Source organism: Geoanaerobacter pelophilus (assembly GCF_018476885.1).
Classification (GTDB): Bacteria; Desulfobacterota; Desulfuromonadia; order Geobacterales; family DSM-12255; genus Geoanaerobacter; species Geoanaerobacter pelophilus.
This window is the reverse complement of sequence record NZ_JAHCVJ010000009.1, coordinates 9,147-33,646: the sequence shown is the minus strand read 5'-3', so window position 1 is coordinate 33,646 and position 24,500 is coordinate 9,147. Positions and strand designations below refer to the sequence as shown.

Below are 24,500 nucleotides of genomic sequence, written 5' to 3'. Positions count from 1 at the left end.
CCTATTTGACCAGCTTCTGCGTTACCAGACCAAGCTGTGTGATCTCCAGCTTCTGCAGCAGGTCCAGCACCTCGATGATGTTCTTGTAGGAGACCTTCTCATCGCCCCGCACCACCACCGGCAGGTTCGGGTCCCCGGCCTTGTACTGCCGGAGCCGCGTCTCCAGCTCGGTCATGGACACCGGAAAGCTGTCGAGGAAGATGGTCCCCTCAGCAGTCACGGTGATCGCCTTGGTGCTCGGCTTGACCTTGCTGGCTGCGGCGCTTGCCTTGGGGAGGTCGATCTTGATCCCCTGCACCGATGCGGTCACCACGATCATGAAGACCACCAGGAGGTTCCAGGCCAGGTCCAGCATCGGCACGACGTTGATTTCGACTATGTCATCATGATCATCCGATGGCGCTTTCATGCCGACTCTCCATAGGCACCCTCGATCTTCACATGCAATTCATCGATGAAGATCCTGGTATCCGAATTGATGATTTTCATCCTCATGGTCAGGTAGCTATAGGCAAAGAGGGCCGGGATAGCGACGAACAGGCCGAACAGCGTGCAGGCCAGGGCCGAGGCGACACCAGGGGCAATGGCCGACAGGTTTGCCTCACCGGATGCAGCCAGGGCGGCAAAGGTGTTCATAACCCCCCAGACCGTGCCGAGCAGCCCCCAGAAAGGACCGCCCGAGATACTGAGGGTCATGACGATCAACCAGGCATTCAGCTTCTGGGTCTCCTTGGCGCTCGCCTTGTCCAGGGAAGCGCGGTAGATGTTCATCACCGACGGCGAAAGCCGGTGCACCTCGCTGCTGTCTTCAAATCTGCTCAGCCAGTTGACGATCTCGTCATGACCGGCCCGGTAGATGCGGTAGAGCGATGAATGCTCGAAATCATCCTCTTCCGACTCCCTCAGGGCCAGCGGGTCGTGATTGCTGGCAAACGCCTCCAGGAACGACTGGTTGTCCCGCTGGATCTTGTTAAGCAGCAGGAACTTTTTGACAAAGACAAAGACCGACAGGAACAGCATGCTGGTGCAGAGACCGATGATCAGCCAGCCGTCCAGGGTGATCGACTTGGCAATGATCTTCATCAGCTGGATGGTCAGGTCACCCTCGCCACCCTTGCCCGCCTCTTCCTGCATCAGCGTCGCCAGCTTGCCGTCCTGTCCCTGACCGGCCACGGCAGCGGTGATCCAGGAAGCAGGCCGCGGGATCGAGGCAATCCCGACCTCATCCAGTTCGCCGTTGAAACCGTTCTTGCCGTCAAGGCCGGCGCCGATAGCCAGTTCGGCCGCAGGTGACGGTATTGATGCCGGCAAGGCCGCAGTGGTTGCCTCCTGGCCGTTCAGATAGATAATCAGCTTCTTGCCCGGATCAGCTGTCACTGCCAGGTGCTGCCAGGCCCCGGCGGCCAGCGGCTTGGTGCGGCCGGTGGCAGCTTTGCCGACGCGGGCAAAAGCGCCACCCTGATCAACGGCAATGACAATGGACTCCTTGCCGTCATCCCAGGACAGGAGCCGCGCCTCGCCTCCCAGCTGGGCTGGTTTCACCCAAGCCGAAAAACTGAACCCCTTGCTCAGGTTGAGGGAAGGCGAGCGCTTGACCACCAGTCGCTCGGCGCCGCTGAACAGAGCGCCGTTGCCGATTGCCGCAACCGCACCCAGCTTGCCGTTGAACTCTGCGCCGTGGTTGGCATAGGCAGTAGCATCCTTGGGTACACCCTCTTTTTCGTTGAAATGAAACAGCGCTGCCTGGGCCGTGTCATAGGTGCCGCCGCTGTCGGCACCGGAAGCGGCGCTGCTGTTGCCGTAATAAAGCCAGACTGAATCCTGGGCCGCCTTGCCAGCAATCTGCGGCACCTTGACCCAGCATAGGGCAATCCCTTGCTTGGCGTCGAACCGTTCGAGATGATATTTGAGCGGCGTCTTGTCATCGCTCCCCACAAAACGGATATCCGAGCCGTCATTCTTGGCCGCCTCGAAGGTGAAATTGCCGCTGTGCAGCCGTACCAGCACCGGCAGTTCCGCCAGGTTGTCCGTGATGTTCGCCCCTTTGTCGGTGGTGTCGAAAGCTACCTTGCGGCGCATCTCCCACTTGGCGTCCCACCAGGCATCGGCGCGGGTCGCCCCCAGCGCCACTGTCAGCAACAACGCTAACGCCGCACCTTTCATCATCCGCTTCACTACGCAACCAATCATTGTTTATCCCTCCGTACTGCCAGTTGATTTTCTGTTCTTCTTCTCGTCATTGTCAGCGGCAGGCGCCGCATCGAAGTTGATAACCTTCACGTCGAGCCAGGCAGCGATGAAATCGTCCACCTTCTTGGCCATGCCGTCGCTGTCTTTCGCCTGTCCCAGCGATGCCGACTGCTCGATCATCTTGCTGCTATCAGAGACATTGCTCACCCCTGACAGGGAACCGAGGCTGACCGAAGCGTCGCCGGTGGTGCCTCCGGTAATCGTCCCACTGGCGGCAACGTTCTGCATATTTACCTTGATCGGGGCAACCAAATTGACGTTTTTACCGAGAATTCCCGCTTCACCGGCGTCAATTTTTCCTTCAGGGGCAAAGAAGTCGATATCACCCGCCTCTGGAGCCAGCAACGGCCCCTGAACCCCGTCCGGGTCATAAGTAACAGCCCGGGCGCCGCTGCCGATGGCAGGTGGAGAGAAGTACAATGTATAACTGACTATCGCGCCGGTAGAGTCCTTGACCGCAACCAGCGTGGGAGGAGAAGTGCTGATGGCGGTACGCGACCCGCGGCCGGCATTGATGTCCCCCTGGTCGCTCCAGACCATGATATCCCCGCCCCGGAAGGTCATCACCCGCGACTCGTTGACATTGACATCGCCGGTGGCATAGATATTTATGCCGCCCCCGGCTGAAGTGTAGATCCCGGTATTACCCTGGGCACCGGAACCTGCAGACTTGCCGACATTCAGGTCACCGGCGGCAAGAAGATACAGGTTGCTCCCGCTACTGCTGCTGATCTCCGAAAAGGTCATGTTGATCGAACCTTTCGGATTTAGCGTGATGTCAGACTTGTCCTTGTCCATCTGCCCGATAAACGGTCCGATGATCGTGTCGCGTGTGCGCTCAAGTTCCGTTTCAGCCTCAGCTGTCTGGCCATTCGCAATGAAGTTTCTGTAAGATCTGCCTGCATCAAGCAGCTGGGTAAAGAAATCTCCCGTACCGTTTGCCAGCGGCAGGCTCGGGTCAAGACCGGCAGCAACGATGACTGATACCCCTCCATCGGGAAGTGCGGGATTCATGCTGTTCCCGACGCTCTGGATCCCCTTGGAGGTCCCCAGGTTTATCGATTCTCCGGCCCTTACCAGGAAAGTACCGGGACCGGATATCTGCATCCCGGTGCCGTATTTGATGTCATCATCGGCATTCGCCGCGATGCGCGAAGTGAGCACCAGCTTTCTCCCGGCGCTGAAGGTTGTCAGATCTGTTTCCCGGTTATTCTGGCCCTCGTAGAAAATATTGAGCAGATCGCGCTGGGCAATCACCTGGGCCTGCTTGGAGAAAATGAGTTTCAGGTTGCTGATATCGCCTGACCCGACGACCCCTTCCGTTCCTGCCCGGAGCAGTATCGATGTCGCATCGTTCTGATGGACAGGAGTTGCAGCATGCAGGATGGTGCTGGTCAGCTCCTTGACCTTGGTTGTGGTGGCGGTGCTTAAGTAGCCGTATACGTCGGCCGGATTCAGATCAGACACCTGGAGTTTTGCCGTGGCAGTCTGCGGTCCGTCCTGAGGAAGGCCATCAATGCTGCCACCGGCTATCATGGTCAGATTTCCTGAGGGAGAAGGAGCCAGAACCAGATCGCTGTAAATTTTGATATCTCCGGCTGCATTAACGCTCAGAGTACCGGGCAGAATCTTTTCCAGCGCAGGTCTGCCGGTGACTTTGGAGGTATAGGCCCCTGATCCATACAGCGAGACATCTCCGTGACGGGAAACCAGGTCTGCCCCGGAGTCCAGGCCATAGGTGAGGTTCCAGGAAGCCATGCCGGATTTGGTGATGGTCGGGTTGACCAGAGCGCCCAGTTCGATGTTGCCCTGGGAGCGCAGGTTGAACTGACCGTCGCGCAGCTCCAGTACAAGTTCCGGTGCCACATCGGATAACTTCAGCTTATTGTTCGGTTCCTTGCCGATGTTACCTGCAGCAACAAGGTCTGACGTGCCCTCCTTCAGGAGGAAACGGCCGCGCAGGTCACCGTTACTGAAGATCTTCAGATCTCCCTTGCCGAAAGTGCCAACTTGGTCGAAAAAGTTGCCGCCACTCAGGACCGTTACGTCTCCGCCCCCCATTGCGGCAATACCGGTGAGCGGTGTCAGTCCGGACCCACCATAGCTGGCGGCAAGATATTTGATGTTACTGCTGCTGTCGGTGTAGACACCGTCCCATTTCTCGGTAATTAGGCTTTTGCTCGTCTCGGCGGCTCCAACTATCTTCAGATCGATGCTGCCGCCGCCGGCATACTCCCAGTAGCGGCTGAAGAGCCCCATCCGGGTCGCAAAATCCATGGTCATATCACCCTGGAATTCGCCGGTGGTGCGAATTGCGCCGCTGTTGGCCAAGTTGCGGCCAGTTCTGAGCGAGATATCACCCACAGCCGACTGTATGGCGGCGCCGCTGCTGATGGTGAGATTGTTACCGGCATTCCCGGTGATCGTCCCGGCATAAGTTGCAAGGTTGTACTTGAAATAGGAGTTGACCATCTGCTGCGGGGCTGTTGTCAGGCCCGCAGCGATGGTCACGTCATTGCCGGCGGCAAATAGGATCGGGCCGCTCTCGGTATACACCAGGGCACCTGCCCCGGATTTGCCGATGTTGAGGTTGCCGGTGCCGTTAACGGTTGCCATGACATCGGCCGCTGCGGCATCAGCTCCGGCCACAAGCCGGTATCCCCATGACGAAGCGATGTTGCCGCTCTTGCTCTGCAGATAGTCGGATCCCGTGGGATTATTCGTAATATTTTTGTAAATATTGAGGTTATTGGCAGCCCGCAGGGTCAGGTATCCCGGTTCGTTGTTGAACCGCCAGGTATTGAGGTCGAGGGCGGTATTAATGGTCAGGTCGCCGGTGGAACGCACCTCGACTCCGGGGCGGAGATGGAATGCACCGGCTTCGACCCCTTTGAGTCCGGCAGTCAGACGATCCAGGGCAGTCTTGCCAGCCGCATCCTTAAGAGTCGTTGCCTTGGCAATGAAATCTGCGGACGAATTCTGCCAAGCACTGTAGTCGGCGGAGGTAAGTGTTGCATTGCCGGTTTTAGAATCGACCTTCACCCCCTCAGCAACCACTTCGCTGGCGCCGGTGACCGTCCCGTTCAGCGACATGTTCAGATCGGCATTGGTAACGGTATCCCTTTTTGCCCTGAGATGCAGCGTTCCCCCCTGGTTCCCTGTACCTGAAACATCGATACTGCTGTCTGCAGCAAGAGTCAGCCTCCCGTCACGGCTTGAGAGCAGGACATCCCCACCGTCAGCAGCAATGCCAGTGCCCTTTGCGCTTACTTTCCCGGTCAGGTTCAGATCGGTACCGGCAAACAGCTCTACGGTTCCCCCCTTGGCTGTTCCGTCTGCCGTGACAGAACCTGCCAGGTTGAGGCTGCCGGAGTCGGCAGCTATCCTGACCTCGCGGGCAGTCACTTCCTGGCCGGCAGCTATGGTCACGTTACCGGCGCGAGCCCTGAGGTTGAGCGAATTGTTAAACCCTCCGGCGACAATCTTCGTGTTGAGAGTCGCCATATCGTCAATGCGGTTGCTATCAATAGTCAATGAGCCGCCATTGCCGGCGCCAGCCTCGCCGTGCAGGTCGCCCTGAATGGTCACGCCACCCTTGCCTGCCAGCAAGGCTATCGTTCCGGCATCACCCTGGGTCCCGGCGCTGACGTCGAGGACTGCACCGGTATTGATCTTCACCGGGCCGTTCGCAGCACTGATCGCAACCATTCCCCCGGGCGCGTCAACCGTCCCTTTGGCAAGGATCTTTGCCCCGGTTTCGAGAGCAACGCCATCTGTTTCGCCAGTCCCTGTTGCCGCAAGAGTCACCTTGCCTGCCGCTACCTCGATGACCCCAGTCTGGCGGATCGATTTTCCGCTGACAGCCAGCGAACCACCGGGAGTGCTGTCAGTGCCTGCCGTACCGCTACCGGCAAGTATGGCTACTTCGCCGAGAGCATTGACCTTGAAATCCGCAGCAGAATAGGGAATCGCATCGTCCTTACTGAAGGTGGTTGTCAGCCGAGCGGCGGTCAGGCTGAGGTTGCCACCGCTGTTCAGAGATCCCTTGCCCTGGAGTACCAGGTCGTTTTTACTGTTGAGATTGACTGCGGCGAATCCGGATAAGCGTGTGTCGCCGCCAACAAAGTTGATCTTGCCGTTGTTGGCATAATTGGTGTCCTTGCTGTTGACTCCGCCCCTGACGGTAATCGTGTCGGCCGAGAGGGTGATGCTCCCGGTGCCGGCAACCGGAGCGGCAGTCTCGTTGGCCGAGCTGTTCGCGAGCTGAAGCTGTTTGGCGGCCACCGTAACGATCCCACCGTCCCCGGTTATACTCTTCGCATCCAGGGTCAAACCGGCGGAATCAATGGAGACACTCCCCAGGAATGCCAGGTCGGAACGACTTCGCAGGGTAATTGAAGAGGGAGTGCCGAAACCTTTCCAGAGGCTCTCGGTAAGGATGAAACCTGGTAAGACCGGCACCTTATCGGCTGCCGCAAACTGGATCCTGTTGGAGGCAAGGAGTAATGAACCGTTTGCCGCATCCAGCTTGCCTAGCAGAGAGAGGCTCCCGGCATCCAGCGACACGGCATTCTCTCCCTTTACCACTGCTCCGGCATTGATCGACAAATTTCCCTGAGTATAGAGCGAGATCTCCCCTTGACCCGCGGCTTTTGAAGCAATGAGGCTGACATTGTCGCCGATAGTCATGGATGTTTTTGCATTCAGGTTGATGGCCCCGGCAGCAATGCTGCTCCCCTGCTCGATGGACAATTGCTCGGTAATGCCGATATCGCCCAGGGTGATCTCTCTGAACCCTTTGTCGAGAGATTCAGCGGTTACATAAAGATGGCCCTGCATTTCCTGGGGGAGATCCGCAGAGAAATCAAATCCCTCCGGAAGGGGAACCCTGGTTGACTGGACACTGACGTTGATGCCGCTCATGGACAGCACCCCACCCCTGAAACCATCAACAGGGGTTGCCTTCAGGGTCCCGTCAACAATGGTTGAGCTCCCTTTGAGGGTAATTGTTCCGGCGTCCCCGGTTCTCAGGCTGGCAACAGTGAAGTTACCTTCTTTGAGGACATCTTCGGCCCGTCGCACCTCGTAACCGCTCAGCTTTGGAGAGGAGACGGCAGTTCCCTGGTAGGTGGAGTAACCGGCAATGACATCATAACCTTCCTTTGTTTTGCCGATCTCTCCGCTGGCAACGGTGGTGCCGAGCGCTGTTACCATAACCGCACCCGGCAGAAACGCATACTGCTCGGGAAGAACCGAATAGACCCCCTCGCCGAAGAATTTGCTCCCCGAGAGATACACCGCGCTGCCGGGGAGCTTTACTGAATTGTCCGGCATGATCACAAAGCGACCGCTCTTCTTGAGCGGATCGTTACTGCCCTCCAGACCTTTCTGAAACAGATAGCCATAAAGATTGCCGCCACCGGAAACATCCAGTTGAGCGCCTTCACGGACAACTACCTCGTCAGCGGAGAGGGTCACGGCCTTATCCGGCGCAGCAGTTATCTCCACGCTCTTCTGCTTGGAATCCTTTTTATTTACGATCTGCCAGAACAGGCTGTTCACCTCACCAAATGCAACATCGGCCTCGCCGGCAGTCGTGGTCACGCTCCCATCGGCGAGATATATCCGCCCGGCAGCCGAATCGCTCCTGTTCTTCAGGGTTATGCTGCCGTTGGGCGCAGCCAGATATCCCCGCTGCTCAATATTTCCGACCGCATTGAGGGTCAGGCTCCCCCCGGCGGAAAAGATACTCCCTCCTACCTGGTATCCGGAGGGAAGCACCTTGATATCGCCTCCGGCTGAAATGGTAAAATCGGATGGCACTAGGCCGCTGTTCTGGTTAAGGGGATCAGACAGGTGCATCCCTGGATAGATGCGGGCAGCCGAAAGAAGCAGATTGCCAGAGGTTGCCAACGCTCCGCCCCACTCCCTGCTGGCGCCGTCAGGCAGGAGGTTGTAGCTGTCGAAAAGCCGCAGGTCGTATTTGATGTTGGCGCTGACATCGGAAAAACCGGAGAGCCTCACATCCCCTTCAGCATCAAGCCAGTCGGCTTTTATGGCAAAAGTCCCGGTCCCGGCAACAGCATCATGGTCTGCCGCAGTTTTGCCGTTTATCAGCCTGACCCACGGCGACTGCAGAGATACCTTGGCGCCGGTTGAGCCGATAATCTCAGGGGCGTTGAGCACCAGAGAGCGGCCGGCAGTAAAATCCAGATCACCTGAGAACGATATTGAATGCGGGGAGGTGAAAGTGAAGGCATCGAAGCCATTGGCGGTCAAACGGCCCAATTCATCGCCCGTGAGGGAAAAACCGTTCATCAGGCTCCGCGACGCCATGGAAAAGGTCCCGCCGGAAAGGATCGATTGGGTCTTGGTTGCCAGGAAATCGGCATCTCGAACCGCGCTCTCATAAAAACCTAGCGAGACCTCACCGGGCGCCCCGGCCAGGGTGTACGACAAGATCCGGCCCTGCGAATTCTTCATATACCCGGTGACCGGCGTGGAACCGGAAACGTCGATCAACGCTCCGGACTCCAGGGTCAGCGAATAACCGTCCAGCTTCACGCTGCCGCCGTTCAAGGGGGTATAGCCCAGCGGATTGCCGGTTATGATCGGTTTGGTATCCGGACGGTTATAGCCGCTCGCAAGGATTCTGGCCCCGCTACGCATGGCGAGTTCCCGCAGTCTTGCTGTCAGGGAGACTTTACCGGCCAAGGCCTTCAGTGTCCCGGCCATGGCGATTTCCGGGGCAGTCACCGCTATCTCGCCGCCAGGCGCCACCGTCACCCCGGCGCCGGCAGCTATTGTCAGTTTCGAATCATCCACATTGGGATCTTTAGTCTTGTCGTTGCGGGAGAGGAGCACCCCGGCGCCAAGCTTCACGGAAGAGCTCCCCAGAAGGTCGTCGGTGGTCTCCCACAAGCCGACGTTCACCGCTCTTCCGGGAACAGGCATTTCAAGTTTTGTCCGTGAGGGGGCAAGGGAGACACCGGCGGCAATGGTCAGGTCATGCTCACTGTTCAGTTCAAGCTGGCTAAAGCCGGTGCCAGCCAGGCGATCGTCGTCCAGTATCAGTTTTGAGCCACGGTCCCCCTCATATTTCGAAGGGTCCGGGGTTACCACAATTTCGCCGGCATTGAGAATTATTTTCCCACCGTTACTGCCAAGCAGGGAATGTCCTTTCAGGTTGCCGTCCAGGGTCAGGACCGATCCACCGATAGTAAGGGTGCCTGCCTTGGCGCCGGTTACCGCGCCAGCATCATTGATCAGGAAACCACCGCTCACATCCAGGGTCGAAGCGGCCTCAACCTTTACCCCGGACCCATCGACAGTCCGGTCGGTTACAGTCAGCTCCCCACCTGTCGTGTGCGCAACCCGGGCAAGATCTGCCGGCGATCTTGTGCCTGGGCTCTTGTCTACCCTTTCGCCGGCCACACTGACTAAACTGCCGCGCTGAAGGACAATCCCGGACGTCATACCCTCATAGCGTCCGTTGGGCTTATTATCCAACTCCGGGTAACTGGTGATATTGTCCTGGGCAACAAGACTGACCTTGCCTGCAGGTACGGTTATGGCGCCGGCATGATCGATGCTTCGGGCGGTCACTTTCAGGGAACCTGCGGGTGCCAGGTCGATACTTGATCCGGCCTCAGTCGTGAAACCCGAATTTGAATGGATGGAGAGTGTACCCAGTTTGGCGGCATTCAGTATCCCGCTGTCGAGAAAGGTGGTCGTGTCCGAAAAGGAAGCATAGGGTGAATAGAGGATGCTCTCGGCTCCGAAGTCGGATGGGAGCGGCACAATATGCTCCTTTACAACTACGCTCCCCAGTAATGCGTCTTCGGAAGACGCAATCTGGTCGCTCGGCGGCGAACCGATAGTCAGAACACCTGCCGATGGTTCTTTCACCCCCCTGCTGCTTTGCGTAGAGGTCACACTGTTTAGCAGTTCCGCGCTCTTGGTCTGATAAAGGCCACGCGTTACCGACCCGTCCAAACTCCCCTCAAGAGCCGCCTGCCGGGCTATGATAGACAGGGAACCGGCGTCGCTGCCTTCCTTATGGGCAGGATGATAGCTGGTCCGCTCTCCTACCCGGTCATAGATCAGTTCATGGGGGGCATTGGCAATGTCGTAACCCTTACTGCCTGAATAGAGCACCGTTGTGCCGTACACCCCACCCTGGTAATCGACCCCGCCCCCTGCAAACAGTATGGCTGAACCGTTGCGGGCAACCACCTCGCCGCTCCTGGCAGTCAGCGAGATGCTCCCGCCCCGGACGGCCCTTTCCTCTGCCGACATTTCCCGGCCGGTAAGGTATCCAGAAAGATCGCCGATGCCGGAACCGAGGTGGGCATCGAATTTTATTTTTTTGCCCTTGAGAATACCCGCTTTCTGGATCATCTCGTCGCGCAGGTTATCTGAGGTAAAAGTTGCCTCGACAAGGTTGGCCTCGGCAGGTTTGGATAGCCAGACACCGCTTACGCCGATCATACTGTTCTTGTCCAGATAGACCCTTTTATCAGCCGAGAGCGTCACACTGCCCGAAGGAGCGGCTATGGCACCGTACAGTTCTATACGGCTCACCGGGATTTTTTCACCATCTGGTACAGTTGCTGCCACAGGAATAAGTCCGGTCAGCTGGATATTGCCACCTTTGAATTCGAACGACTGATGCGCTGTCTCATCTGAATCAGAAACCGGGCTTTCTGTACGGCTGCCGGCGCCCAGCAAGATCTTGTCGGTAGCCTGGAGCTCAATGACCCCGTTTTTCTTTATTGCGGTCACAGCCCTGACGAGGCCGTCCTGGCTGAGGCTCTTGCCGTACATGCCGATAACACCTGCATCGGACAGCATGGACCCATAATTGACCGCTTCACCAGGGTTGTTCAGTACCTGGACCAGAACCTGGCGCTTGCCGCTTTTATCCGGTGAAAGGTCAACAGAATCTCCGGCAACAAGGCCTATCTGGCCCACGGGTGAAGAAATACTGCCGCTGTTCTCAACCTGGGGCCCCATGAGAAACACCGACCCAAGATCACCTGAACTGATAGTCCCGTGATTGCTGACAGCCCCGGCGGTTAGCGGCTGATCAGGGAATTGATAGTTATCCAGGTTAAATTTGAAAGTGCCGCCGCTGAGAAAGTCGGCATCCTTAAGATTGAGAGACGAGGCAATGAGCGATGAGACGTTCACTTGGGCGCCTTCACCGAACAGGATGCCGTTCTGGTTGATCAGGTAGACCTTGCCATCTGCCTTGAGGCTGCCGAAGATCTGTGATGGATTCCGGTCATATATGCGATTGAGTGCAGCCCAGTTTTTCTGGGCCACGCCGTTAAGTTTCTGGTCAAAGACCACGGTCGCACCACTGCCAATGTCAAAGGAGTTCCATTCAATGATGGCCTTTTCCCCCAACTGCCGTATCGTCAGTTGGTTATTGGCCTCCGAATCGACAGTTGCCCCCTGCAAAATGTTTTTAAGCGACGGCAGGGTCGACGATGCCGGTGGCGTCAGTATCGGTGCATTTGCGGTGGCGCGGTATACGCCGGGAATGCGAGGGGTCGAGGCCCCGAGAACCGGCATGGCGATACTGTCGATGATCAGAATCAGGGCTATTGTCTTTCTTAACATGGCAAAATCCCTTGCTGTTTAGCAGGTTGCAAATGATGATTAAAAGGAATACTTGACCTTGAACAGGGTTCTGGCGTCACCTTTTTGGGTGTTGGCTGCCGTCCCCGGGATGTCCCGGAGGGCAAAGGCGCCTTCAACCTGGTATTCCAGGTCCCGGAACATGGAACCGCGCAGACCGGCGCCGGTCCCCATCAATGTGAAGCTGGAGGTCTGGCCCGGCAACGGCTCCTTGACCCACAAACTGGCATGATCAAAAAACAGATAGGGAGTGATCTGGAACCATTTGGCCTTATCTGTCGCTACCAGGTCGGACACCATCAGCTCAAGCCCGCTCCTCAGGCCGATATCACCGGACGCCTCATTCTCGTAGTAGCCCCTGACACTTTCCATCCCTCCGGCGGAATACTGTTCATTGGAGATCAGCGGCTGATCGCTCAGTTGGCCGTCCACCTTCAGCTTGAGCTGAACCAGGCTCCCGAGCTTCTGCAACCGCTCGATCCCGGCAATGAACATTATGTAGTTCCCCCTGGCCCTGGAACGCTTGGCGTCAAACTCACCGCTGTCGGTGACCATGCCGCGGAAGGCCAGGTTGATGCCGACATTGAAGGAGGTCACGCCGACGGCGTCAGGAAGCGCTCCGCCATAGGCAATGGAAAACGGCAGATAAGTGATCTTGGTGGTAAAACCGCTGCTCTCCTCAAAGCGCTTGTAGTCGATGCCCAGGGTGAGGTTGTGGCTATAACAGCCTACCGGGATCAATGGTCGCAGATAGCGAAGACCAATGATATTCCCCTTGCCCAGGGTCTTGAACCCGGTGCCGAAACCGCCGGTGGCGCTGTCTGACAGTACGCCGTACAGCACCAGTTTCTGATCGGGATTCCATGGAAGCGGAGCGGTGTAAGAGCCTGAAAACACCTCCACTTCTTCCGGCTCTTGCGGTGAGGTCTGATACTGGACCGACAGGGAGTGCTCACTCTGCCAGAGGTTGTCATGACGCAACGCAGCATTAAGCCTAAGCTCCGAAGTGTTCAGGCTGTTGCGGTTGTTAACCTCAACGCTGCCGTGTATCGGCATCCGGTCAACAGTCTTCAACTCGAAATCGACCATCCCCGGTTCCTTTGACGGCGACATCCCCGGCGTCACCTTCAGGTCGGGATTGGCGTTGACCCTGCTGATCTCTTTGGCAATGCGTGGGACAAAGACCTGGTCACCGGTTGTAAAGGCAGGAAGCCGCTCCAGGATCATTTCATTGGAGAACCAGCTATTGCCGGTAACAGTAACCTTGCCGACCTTGCCTTCGATAACCTGCAGCAGGATCGCCCCACCCTCGGTAGACTGCTCCGGGATATTGACCAGCACCGCCGGGTAGCCGCCCTCGTGAAAAAACCGCTCCAACCGGTCCCTGGCGCCTTCCACATCTGCAGCGGTCTTGCCCTGGCCGGTCAGATCATCCAGCAGCTTGATCAAGACCGGTTCCGGGAAGATAGTGGCGCCGCTGATGATGAAGCTGCGGATTTCAAAACTGTCTTCCGCAGCCGGAGCAGCTTCAACCGGAGGCACCGGCTGTTCGGCTGCTTCAGCTGCGATCTCTCCTTCAAGCGGTTGGTTTGTCGGCTGCTCGGCAGCTTGGCAGATCGCCAGCGACAAAACATATATGCAGACGGACAACAGCAGGGATGAAAACTCTTTCACTCGTCTCATTTATTACCAGCCTCTTTGACAGCAACCGGCGCCGGGCCGGCAATAACTTCACAGAACAGTCGTTCACCGGCAAAAGGGTTGCCATAATCAATGGTAAAAGAGTCGTCTTTCACCGCTGAGATGACCCCGGCAAGCGGTCCTGAGCGGAGTAGCCCGTCTTTTTTAACCTGCAGTTCGATCGTATAGTGATCGCCCGCATCGTGGATGTTCGCCAAGCCGAAAGGGGTCACAAGGTCCTGCATGGAGTGCGGTGCGAATTTGAGCGTAACCTTTCCGTCAGCCATACTGGCGATACTCCCGGGCAGCAATGGATCAAAAATCACACTCTGGCCAATCTCAGGGGTCGTGCCGGTCAAGGTCCGAAACTCGTCGATGGAGATGTTCATCTCTTTGGGCCGCTTCCGGGTACGGGACATATCAAGATAACGATCCCTGTCAGACAGATTGGTCGGTGTCTCCGCGACAAGCTTCACCTTTCTCGGTTCACTGTAGGGGCTACCGATAATAGATGTTGCCAGACGCATGACTATCTCCTGTTCAAAACTGAGAACCCCTTCAGGACCGGGCTTCTCCTGTTCACCAATAGTCAGCTCGTAGGCCTGCACCGGATTTTGCGGCAGGTACAGACCAGACTTCTTCCTGCCCTCATCATTAGCAATTTCCTGTTGAGTAGTTGCCGCAATGCTGTCGTCAACCAAGCTGCAGGTATAGTTCAATTTTACCCGGTCACCAGACGCAACCGTCCGCAAAGGAGTTGACGAAGCGCACCCGCTGATCGTCACCAGGAGCAGTCCAGCAAGCATAACATTGCGTATTTCTGAGTGAATCATCCATACCCTCCTTTGCAAGCGACGGGACTATAGCAGCGGTTTGTTACAGCGGTACGACAGAACAATGAAAGTTGCTAAACAAGTGAAAGACGCCCTGGTGGCTAATGGCGCGACCCGCCGAATCTTCACCGAACTATTTATTTACTGCCATATCACTGCAACAATGGACTGCTATACACTCACCAGCATTGAAATCAGCAGAATCAACGAGCCCTGAAGCGGAAATTTCATTTCTACACAAATTTCAGGAAACAGTCGTTTGGCTGTAACAAAGAGCTGCTACGATTTGCGGCGCCTGGGAACAAGACGGGCCAGAGAGGACAACCAGTGGGCAGCGACAATAAAAACGAAGCACAGATCATCAGGATCTCGCGCAGCGACAAGCAGCACAAGCTGCAGGAACTCCTTACCGGCCTGACCCGCTCCGAGTTCACCGGCTACATCAAAGTGAACTTCAGTCAGGGTGGCATCGGCAGGATCGAAAAGTTTGAGGAGCTGCACCTTAATAAAGGAAGCGAATCCCGCTCTTAACCGCCGGCGCCACGTATTTAAAACTTAATCTCGTTTAAGAAACGGGTACTTTGCTGACCGGCCGTCCGGTAACAGAAAGCCCATATCAAGAGCCGCTGAAGCTGTCTCTGATATGGGCTTTTTTTGTTATGGCCCGGCTCATTTTTACGAAAGGGGGAATAACGGACAACATACTGAAGCAGTGAGCACTACTCGGAAACACCATGATGAAGGCCGCACGCCTTCACCAGACTTCAGATAAAGCCAAAATCCGGGTAACCGGATGACGGAAAGCCGACGGACCCGCAACAGCGGGTGGCCGGGTTGCCTGATGAGCACTGGGACAAAAAAATTTGCAGCAAACAATTGGCAGTACAACCCCAAACTCAATCAGGAGGAAGTAACAAATGAAAAAGCAGATCGTAGCACTCATCGCCGGCGCGATGATGACCCTGGCAGCAGGCAACGCAATGGCTTACTTCGAAGACGGCCATCTTATCCGTGTAATCAGGGACACCGGCAGCAACTCTGAGATCGCCACCGACCTCGGCGCATTCGACGTCAAAACCCTGGCAACCGCTCCTGTTTCTCTCACCGTCGGTAACGGCGCCAACGCCTTCACCAACTTTGCCAGCGCCGACTTCAGCAAGCTGTTTGTTGCCTACTATGCCGTGAATTCGGCAAACACCGACCTCTGGCTCAGCAACAAATCCACCACACCCACCGCAGCATCTCTGCTCGGCACCCAGTGGTCAAACGTAAAGGCGGGCATCGTCCCTACTTACATAGAGTACGCAAAAGCAGGAACGCAGACCTCTGTTTTGGCTACAAGCAATTCGAACGGCTACGTCTCTAAGCTCAACAAGGGAACCACCATGATCGGCCGTTATGCCGGCGCATTCGGCACAACCCCAGCCAGCGCGGGTGAGATGCAACTTACCGCACTGGCAACAGGTGGTCTTGTGCAAACAAACCTCTACTTCTGGGACAACCCCGGCTTGACAGGCACCGCCAACACCACCGGTAACAAAGTAGCCGTGATCACCACCCTTGCTAACGGCAGCACCGTTCTCTCTGGCGGTACTGCCCCTGTTGCAACCCCGATCCCTGCTGCTGCATGGCTGCTGGGCTCCGGCCTCCTCGGCATGGTCGGTATCCGCCGCAAATCGAACAAGGCTTAATCTCATACTTAGGAACTATTGGCCTCCCGGCAAACCGGGAGGCACACCAGACAACTACATTCAAAGGAGAAGAACATGAAGATCACCGTTAAGACACTGGCTACTGCTGCTGCAGTCCTCGCACTGGCAGGTGTTGCCAATGCCGCTACCGTTGAAATCAACGGCTACGGCGCCTCGGCACAGTACCCTTACTGGAAGGCCATGACCAAGAAGTTCCTCGAAGACGTTGCCGGCTGCTCCAAGATTGCCCCCAATGACGTCAAGACCGCTGTTACCAGCGATGACAAGCATTTCATCGCAGAAGGCAAGTCCTGCACTGCCTACGGTAATGACAACATCACCATCCGCTACTCTGGCATTGCATCTGCAGAATCGGTCCGTTCGCTGATGGGAACGACCAACCCTGACAGCTGCCCCACCGCCTATCAGCGGAAGGTAGCCGGTTCTGTTGCAGCACCCAATACCAAGGTCTGCAAGACCATCGACTTCGGCGCCTCCGACGTTGCTGGCGATTCCTTCGGCCAGACAACCAAAGGAGCCACACTTGGCCCCATGGGCACCGACTACGTGACCTTTACCGCCAATGCCGAAGATACCTCAGCTCTTACCCCTGCCAATCCGCTGGTAGTGCCGTTCGCGTTTTTCGTGAACAAGGCGGTTACCAAGAGCGTATGTAATGCCGGTTCACCTGTCAATGCTGGCAACTACTGCCAGGTCGAAACCGACTGCGGCGGCACCATCGGCACTACCACCTACTGTGACGGCTCTACCCAGAAGACCATCGACAACATCACCCGCGTCCAGGCAGTCAACCTCTTCAACGGCACTGTGAACAACTGGGCCGACTTCGGCGCCAACTACGCCAGCAAGCCGGTTGTTACATGTATGCGCCACGCCGGTTCCGGCACCCAGGCAGCATTCGAGAAGACCGTCATGTCCGGCGGCAATGCATGGGGAGGAAATATTCCTGTTGACCAGGTAGCAGGCAGGACCTATTTCGGCAAGTCTTCCGGCGACCTGATCAAGTGCGTAAACGGCAACTCGGTTGCCAGCCCTAACGGTAACGCTACTGTTGCAGCAATCGGCTTTGCCGACGCTGACCAGCCTCTCGGCGTTGCAAACACCAGCCAGAACGTGGTTCGCATCAACTACAACGGCGTTGCGCCGAGCCGCATCAACATCCGCAACGGCATCTACGATTACTGGACAACCCAGTGGATCTACCAGGTAGCCGGAAGCGAGAAGCCGATTGTTAACGACATGATCACCTTTGCCTCCGACCCGGCCAACATTCCTGCCGACAAGGCCGGTATGTGGGCATCTGCCGCAGAGATGAAGTTCAACAAGTTCACCGACGGTGAATTCATCGGCTTCTACGGCGCTGCCACCGAAGTGCTTCCGTAGTCCTGCCGATATTTTCTGTGTTACACCGAAGGGCCTCGTTTGAGGCCCTTCTTTTCATACTTCCGATCACACGGAGCTGCCATGAGAATCCCTATCCTGCTTGTCCTCTTATCCTTACTGCCGGTCGCAGGTCACGCAGAAACCAGGATCATTGAATATCCGGACCGGATTGTCGTGGAGATCGTCGGAGAATCGTCAAGCCAGCTCGAAAAGACCGATACGGAAGTTTCGCCATTCTCCCCGGCAAAAACACAACAGCCTGCAAACCGAGCCTTTGTCGATCCAGGTAGCGCCGACTACCTGCGGGAGCAAAGCAGCCAACTTCAGGATGAGCTTAAGCAGCTGAGGATCGCACCGGCTGGAGAATCTGCAGACGACCGGCGCCAGAGGCTGCAACGGGTGAGCGAGAAGCAGAAGGAATTGCAACGCCGCATGAGCGACCTTTCCGCCATACTCACCCAGTCAGCAAAACAGACGAACAAGTATCCATAACCCAGGAGTCATTATGAAACGATCAACTATGCTTTCCCTTTGCGCCCTCTTCGTTGTGGCGGCCGCCTCCGCCGCCCATGCCGATTACGCCGCTCCGGCAACCGGTGCCCTTGATGCATTAACTGCAAATGTGCTGCAGGAGATGCCGCAGCTGCGGACATTTTCCGAAATTGCCACAACTGGCGTGGCGTCCGCCACAGCACCGGTCAGCAGCACTGGTTCAATCGGCGGCAATATCACGATCACCCCGACCTCCGAGGTATCCGGCGGCATCAGCATTATCCCGATCATTACCAGTGCAGGGTCGGATCGGTACTTCTTTCTCGACTCAGGCGACGGCACCAGCGGCGGTCTCGGTGTAAGCAGCATCGGCGCCTCTTCACCGGCTGTCGTTTATCTCTCGGCCTCCCCGGCCTCGCCAAGCCCGGTTCCCCTGCCCCCGGCCGTGTTGCTGCTAGGTTCAGGACTGCTGGGAATGATCGGGTTCCGCAAAACTGCTTGAGACAACTAACCATATGCTCTGGATTGACTGAAATGATTGAAGCATAAGAATTTACATGGATATAGATGGATTAGATCAACAGGTACCTTGATTTAAAAGTGAAGCCTGTTATTGACCTTTATGAGGTGTGTTGGATAGTTCAACCAACATTATGCATGATCGCGATGAGATAAAATGCATATCTGAGTCCATACGAGGCCATAGTACCTTTGCTCTTAACTTTGCGATTTCTGATTACCTGAATTCCTATGGTGCCGATACCAGACCTCCGCCCGTATTTTTGATTCCCTGTCACCCACCAACAATTTTTGAGGCCGAGTATTTCCTCCCATTCTGATTTCCGCTGCTCGGTAATTGCTGGGTCTTCTTTCTCGTAGGGGAAATATACCAATTGAATTGTCTCAGGACTCACGCCAAGATTTTGTAGGACATCGATGTACTTAAGAGCCTTTGACGCCTCCCAAAAATGCAGCATTCTGCCTGTCCTCGCAAATGAGTAAAGAAAATAATCAACCTGGTCCAATATTTCACGTTTCTTGTCATCATCAAGCTTCTGGAACGTGGTAAGTATGCTGTCAGCTAAGGCGAGTTCGTCATCATGCATAGGGATATGTGGAAAACGGTCCTTATGAACTGTGTTATCGCCACTCCTCCGATTCCGGTATTTTGGATTGCTTGGCCTTCTCTTTGGCTGAGCCTTTGCTTCTTCTGGAATCTTATCGTCCGGGCTACCGGTTGCGGTGACTGATAGCAGCTCGTCGTTTTCCTCTTTGGGGTTCTTGGCCAGTTTTTTTGACTTAGGAATATAGATTTTTGTCTGACCGGTGTGTCTTGGATTGGCCCCCGTCCCTCTCCAAACTAGATTTCCGTTGAAATCAAATGTTTTTGGTTTGGCTTCGCGAGTTGTTAAATGCAAAACCCGTTCTGATGACAGAATCCACTGCAAGACAGTTTTATCTTCCAATTCTAGCTTGTTAGCAATTTCTTCAACTGATAATTTATTGCTCCGATGCAACTTAAGCACCTGCTCAATAGTCTCCCAGACTGGCACCGCCTTGGGTTTATCAGCAAATTTAATCTCCACGGCTATAGGTTCACGGGCAAAAGCTTGCAGTGGATCCGTCAGCCCACTTGATTTTTTGGTCAATCCCTTAAAATGAGCCTCCCAATCCCAAATGAAACCACCCGTTCCTGCTTTCCTTGATAAACGGTAAATGGAGGGTTGTGACAGCCCGGTTATCCCCATGATGGTCTCAATCTCATAAGTTTGAGTGGCAACAGACTGAAACAGCTCTCGTGACAGAAGCCAGTCGCAAAGGTGAAGGTAGCTGGTAAGAGTTGAACTGATTTCACCGTGTCCCAAGAGCAGAGACACGGCATAGATCGCTTTTCTGCCTAGGTTTTCGTTACCGAGCAATGCATTCCGGAGTTCGATAATACGATGATCGCTAAACAACGGATGATCAAGGAATGGGGCAGATCCACGCAGGCCAGCGCTATTTCCGACAAGCCTTACCAAAAGCCAATTGGCAAATGAATGCCGAAGATGGTGAAACCTGAGCGTGGCATCACCAGTCACCGCAGCCAGTCCGTAAGTAATTGGGTCAAATATGGCAGTCTCTCTCAACAGCTTTTGAGAATTAGTCGGATCGGTGAAAAGAAGGGTTTCATTGCTCGGATTTTCAATGCCATCCAACCATGAATATATCAATGACATCTCATCGTCCATCACCAATACATGGAGTGGCAGCCGACGGGTTGAACTCGGAGTCTTAAGGCTTCGTCTCGCTGTAGCTCGCAGCACCAGTTCCGGTTTCTGTCCCTTCTGAAGATCCTGAACCCGGATATAGTAAACTTCGTCTCGGCGCAATCCGCAACGGAACCCGAGTATTGCCGCAATGAGGGCAGCGGTGGCAACTGGCGGTCTTTTGGGATTCTCCCATCCCAGCATATTTTTCAGGAGGTCAAATTCTGCCGGAGTAACGAGATTTGCATCAACAGTGGTCTCGGGAGGGCCGGATCTGCCCTGGAAATATCCCGGTGGTATCTGCGGGACACCATAACCTCTGACAAGATAATTATGGAAATGGCCGATCCTGGGCTTAGCATAGTTTTTCTCCGTCTTGGATCTAATCAGCTCGATGGCACGGTTATACCGCTCAATAAAATCTCCAACTTCCATTTTCAAAAGATCATCGTTTTCAAATACCAGCAACAGCACCTGTCCAATAGACCCCAGATACCGCTTCGCTGTTCCCGGCTTGTATCTGGATTCTTGCGCCAACAGCAGGTCAGTCCATTTCATTAGCAAAAAGAGAACCGGACCAAACCGGCCTTCATGCATCCTGGCAACGTCTGCAAGCTCAGCTCTTAATTCCTTGTTCCTTTTTTTATAACCGTAGTTGTCGGCAAAAATGCGCCGCATCTTTCTCAGAATTTGCTCCTGTTCGTAAAGCGGCCCTGGATCGGCAAGTTCAATATCCGCCTTTTGGGCATCTTCTTCAACCTGATCTGACTCATCATCTTGCAATCTTGATCGGGGTATCGCTTTCCCGGTGCAGAGACGTGCCCAAGTCTCTGGCTGAAGGGATACAGATTTGATACCCCCTCTGGCGTATGATGCGAGGAACGGCGGGACCTTAAGACTGAGACCGGTTTCAGCCATATTAAGTAACCCGCTAAGACTGTTTGGAATACCGTCTCTGGTTACACCTGCATACTTAAGAAATTCAACGATCAGATCATAGGCATTGGGGAGTAGATGTAAGTTCTTAAGGTCGGGGTCAAGAGACGATTTCCAGCGGACGACCAGTACCCTGGTCAAGGGGTCGGCAAACCAGCGCCTTGTCATTAATATCTGCTGTTCGGCGCTCTTCTTCTTGTAGTTCTTTTTATCTAATCTCTCATCACGCGGATATTGCCAGGCTTTCTGCATCTCGAACCAGCAAAAGTCACCATGAGTTCTAATACGATCAGATATCGAGGCTATCCATGGTTCAACCCAGGCGCCATCAAGAAGTCCCCCATTCAAAATAGCTGACAGGACCAATTGACCTATTCGTTGCCTGCCGGTCAGCGGTTGTGATGATGATAGTGACTGAATAAACGCCTTCTCAATGCGCCTGAGGCAATGTAACTCTTTGAATTTGTCCGGGGTGAACCTTGCGGGCTCACGCGGCATTCCTACCGGTATCTGGGGAATTGCTACATCCCACGAAAGGCATTCTCTGCCCTTTTCAAGGCCAGTGGCTAGAAAACGGACCAGCATTATGTATTTGCCAGCTGTTAGCGTTTCTCGGAACGGGGCAAGGACCGTATTTACTTGTTCTTTAGTTATTGCTGCGTATTTTGAACCTGCGATTATGTCAGCAGGGAGCGCTTGTACCAACTTTTTCTTATCAGCATAAATGATATTCCTCCCCACATTTTCCTCAGGAGGTTTGCCGATTAATCTCAGCCATAAACTGGCGATTTCGACATCAGCCATTACTTCTCCCGAGTCCGCTTTCTTTTGTCCAGCCAGCCTCTTCAAGCAGCGGCACAAGATGTTTAGACAGTTCATCACGGTAGACCAACGGAGAAAGTCCGGAGTAACGCCCCCAGGGCTCGACACCTCTTTCCCAGTGGCCGAGAAAGGCCTGGATCACTTCCACAGGACAGCCGCTCTGCAAAAGGTTTGTTCGCAAAAAATGGCGGTTGCTGTTTATGGGTAACGGGTACTTAATTCTTCCAAGAAGTTCCTTGAGGTAGGATGGCTGGACGGGAAGATTGTTTTTGTTCTTTTGCAGGAGAAAGAGCGCTGGGTTCACCCTATTGGTCTGACGCCCCGTATACGCCTTTTCCCGAGAATTGAAGAATAGTTGCAGATTGTGGCCGAAAAGCCAGCGTTGCAATGCTGCAAGGTGCGAATTGTACAAATCAATCTGCTGCATGCAGATTTCGGGCAACCAAACTATCCTGGCGTTGTAAAATGAGTCATCGTCTTTGTCGGAAATTACCGCGAATCCGGATTCTCGGTCAATTTCTGCTTCTTGGAGTAACGGGTCATGAACTGCTCTGAATCCAGTAGCATAGCCAATCAGCATGACCGTATAAACTGTCATCGCGTTGTGCAGCTGAATCTGTCGGTCTTTTTCTACGTTTCTCGCATCGTGCAAACGGGTGTGCAGTTTGCAAACAAGATCTTTAACTGTATCGGTCTTGGGCACAAATCTGCTACCTACATAACGATTACTTGTTTTTCTGTCACTGAATAGGTCTTTCCTTAGTCCTGCATCGGCAAGAACCGAGTTGCAGGCTTGGGCGTAAATCCCCTGCAATCGTTCGATTGAGTTGGATGTATAATGCAATGGCACCCACCCTAAGGGGTCATTCCTTCTTGAAATCGAGATCGCCGCCGTGATATCGGAACCGGGCAGTTGGGCAATGAGCCCATGCAGATGCATTGAGACCCGTTCCAGGGACAGACGCCCACCTTTCCGTCGACGAATATCCTTCAAAAATTCTTTTGCAGCCAGGTCATACTCAGCCGACTCTCTACTGAATATCCTCGCGGGAAAGAATGGCTCGGGAAATTGCATGAGGTGCGCAATCATTGTGTTAAGTGCCGACACTGGGATTGGCAACTCATAACGCTTTGCGATAGGCAGAGTAAGTGGCGCCAAAATTTTATCTGGAATAACCTTTAACTCAGATACACGTGGTTTGACAATCCATCGATGGCCAGAGTCATTTCCGGCAAGCAAGATGCCGATATCAGTTTTACAGCGTTCTTTACTCGGGACGATGACAACATTTCGTACATCTTCAGCCGTAGCCGACAGCCAGAAAGCTATCGTAAGGAACGCGGCAAGTTCACGGCTTCCGACCTCGCCGTATTCCCTTTTTATCTTCATTTGAGAAAGATCATTTAGCCCTTCAAGGAAAGTTGCCACTTCATATGCCGTCAATCTGTCCCAGTCAGTCGGCAGTCGCTGGTTGCTCATAGCAATGGCAGAAGCCGCCCCTACCGACATCCTTCGACGCTGTTTTTCACTCAACCCTCCGGATGGATCTGGCCCTGAGCGATCGAAGACCGCAAACTGGCGGGAGGAAGCAAACTCTTCTGTGCAAGTCAGATTATGCTTTCGCTCAGCTATATCTGTTTTGTTTCCTTGTTCGACACTCAGCAGTGTTATTGAATCCATTGAGCCCGAGTCGTCATCAGCAGCAAACGAAATCACCTGCTTGCTGTTACTGAACGATCCACGAGAACGACGGATTACGGAAATGCCCTTTCCCCTGTCTCGAACAGATATTTCCCGGAGAGCAAGTTTGATGAGGTGTGGTATGGGGCTAATGTGTTTGTCGATTGAGAATGAATCAACGATGTTCCGAAAGTCTGCTAACGACATTGCTCTATCCGGAAAAGCCATGAGTGTCTCTTCAAACTCTGGTCGAGCCAGCTTTCTCACTGCCAGACATGCTTTCTCCTTGGCGCTTTCAGCCTTTTGCCGTTTCCCAAGGCCCAAGGTCTGAAGCTCCAGATAAAGTAGGCAGAGATATGCCTGCACTAGTTCATACCTTCTGGAAAGTGCCTCATCGGGCTTACGGCACCAGAGGGCTACAAACAGGGGGTGAGTACCGAAAAAATCACGATAAGGGGGCTCGTAGGAGGATTTACCTGGCGCACAAAAATCTTGGAGGACTGTTTCAATCTCTCTGCAATTGGCAGTGATCATTTCACAACAGTGAAGCCAAGCCGACAGATTCGCATGGAGAGTACTTCTTGTCTGACTGCTAAATCCCCCTGCAAACTTTAAACTGATATATTCTAGGTGCTGAAAGATTTTAACTAGATTCTCGGCTATCGTAGCAAACGCAGCATACTTCGGCGGAGGGTCGATAAAACGCATTAAGCTTTCAAAATCGCCTTGTTTTACCCCACAGTGCTTAAGGGCATCATAAAGTGTGGCAGAAAAATCTTGATAGGAGACTTTTGATTGCAAACTGCCTTCTCCACAA

Annotated in this window: 13 protein-coding genes and 1 riboswitch; of the genes, 6 read left to right on the top strand and 7 right to left on the bottom strand. The window is 54.5% G+C overall.

Annotated features, from left to right (window positions below):
- Position 1: 1 nt before the first annotated feature.
- The 5 genes from KI809_RS17610 to KI809_RS17590 are packed head-to-tail and all read right to left on the bottom strand — an operon-like array spanning position 2 to position 14,408.
- A complete protein-coding gene (locus KI809_RS17610; protein WP_214172914.1) occupies positions 2-409 on the bottom strand; it encodes an ExbD/TolR family protein in 408 nt (135 codons plus the stop codon).
- Entirely contained in the window at positions 406-2,190 is a 1,785-nt protein-coding gene (locus KI809_RS17605; protein ID WP_214172913.1) for a MotA/TolQ/ExbB proton channel family protein, read from the bottom strand. Before KI809_RS17605 ends, KI809_RS17610 begins: the two co-directional genes overlap by 4 nt.
- Before the next feature lie 3 nt (positions 2,191-2,193).
- The gene (locus KI809_RS17600; protein WP_214172912.1) at positions 2,194-11,877 is read right to left on the bottom strand and encodes a filamentous hemagglutinin family protein; all 9,684 of its coding nucleotides are present in this window, start codon (positions 11,875-11,877) and stop codon (positions 2,194-2,196) included.
- 39 nt (positions 11,878-11,916) lie between these two features.
- A complete protein-coding gene (locus KI809_RS17595; RefSeq protein ID WP_214172911.1) occupies positions 11,917-13,578 on the bottom strand; it encodes a ShlB/FhaC/HecB family hemolysin secretion/activation protein in 1,662 nt (553 codons plus the stop codon).
- The gene (locus KI809_RS17590) at positions 13,575-14,408 is read right to left on the bottom strand and encodes a hypothetical protein (RefSeq protein ID WP_214172910.1); all 834 of its coding nucleotides are present in this window, start codon (positions 14,406-14,408) and stop codon (positions 13,575-13,577) included. Before KI809_RS17590 ends, KI809_RS17595 begins: the two co-directional genes overlap by 4 nt.
- Before the next feature lie 64 nt (positions 14,409-14,472).
- Between KI809_RS17590 and KI809_RS17585 the strand changes: the two genes are divergently transcribed.
- From KI809_RS17585 to KI809_RS17560, 6 genes are all read left to right on the top strand, one after another.
- On the top strand, positions 14,473-14,625 hold the full coding sequence (locus KI809_RS17585; RefSeq protein WP_214172909.1) for a hypothetical protein: 153 nt from the start codon (positions 14,473-14,475) through the stop codon (positions 14,623-14,625).
- Positions 14,626-14,735: 110 nt separating this feature from the next.
- On the top strand, positions 14,736-14,939 hold the full coding sequence (locus tag KI809_RS17580; protein ID WP_214173011.1) for a hypothetical protein: 204 nt from the start codon (positions 14,736-14,738) through the stop codon (positions 14,937-14,939).
- A gap of 232 nt (positions 14,940-15,171) precedes the next feature.
- A riboswitch (cyclic di-GMP riboswitch) is annotated at positions 15,172-15,250 on the top strand.
- A gap of 75 nt (positions 15,251-15,325) precedes the next feature.
- Positions 15,326-16,099: a VPLPA-CTERM sorting domain-containing protein gene (locus tag KI809_RS17575; RefSeq protein WP_214172908.1), complete on the top strand. Its 774-nt coding sequence runs from the start codon at positions 15,326-15,328 to the stop codon at positions 16,097-16,099.
- A 75-nt stretch (positions 16,100-16,174) separates the two neighbouring features.
- Entirely contained in the window at positions 16,175-17,503 is a 1,329-nt protein-coding gene (locus tag KI809_RS17570; RefSeq protein WP_214172907.1) for a type 2 periplasmic-binding domain-containing protein, read from the top strand.
- Between the two features lie 81 nt (positions 17,504-17,584).
- Positions 17,585-17,995 (top strand): hypothetical protein, encoded by a 411-nt coding sequence (locus tag KI809_RS17565; protein ID WP_214172906.1) that lies wholly within the window; start codon positions 17,585-17,587, stop codon positions 17,993-17,995.
- A 13-nt stretch (positions 17,996-18,008) separates the two neighbouring features.
- Positions 18,009-18,497 (top strand): hypothetical protein, encoded by a 489-nt coding sequence (locus KI809_RS17560; RefSeq protein ID WP_214172905.1) that lies wholly within the window; start codon positions 18,009-18,011, stop codon positions 18,495-18,497.
- Between the two features lie 139 nt (positions 18,498-18,636).
- On the opposite strand, the gene KI809_RS17555 is transcribed toward KI809_RS17560, so the two are convergent.
- Together KI809_RS17555 and KI809_RS17550 are read right to left on the bottom strand one after the other, a co-directional pair.
- Positions 18,637-21,984, bottom strand: coding sequence for a site-specific integrase (locus KI809_RS17555; RefSeq protein ID WP_214172904.1), 3,348 nt, complete (start codon positions 21,982-21,984; stop codon positions 18,637-18,639).
- A complete protein-coding gene (locus KI809_RS17550; RefSeq protein ID WP_214172903.1) occupies positions 21,977-24,484 on the bottom strand; it encodes a site-specific integrase in 2,508 nt (835 codons plus the stop codon). Before KI809_RS17550 ends, KI809_RS17555 begins: the two co-directional genes overlap by 8 nt.
- Positions 24,485-24,500: the final 16 nt, after the last annotated feature.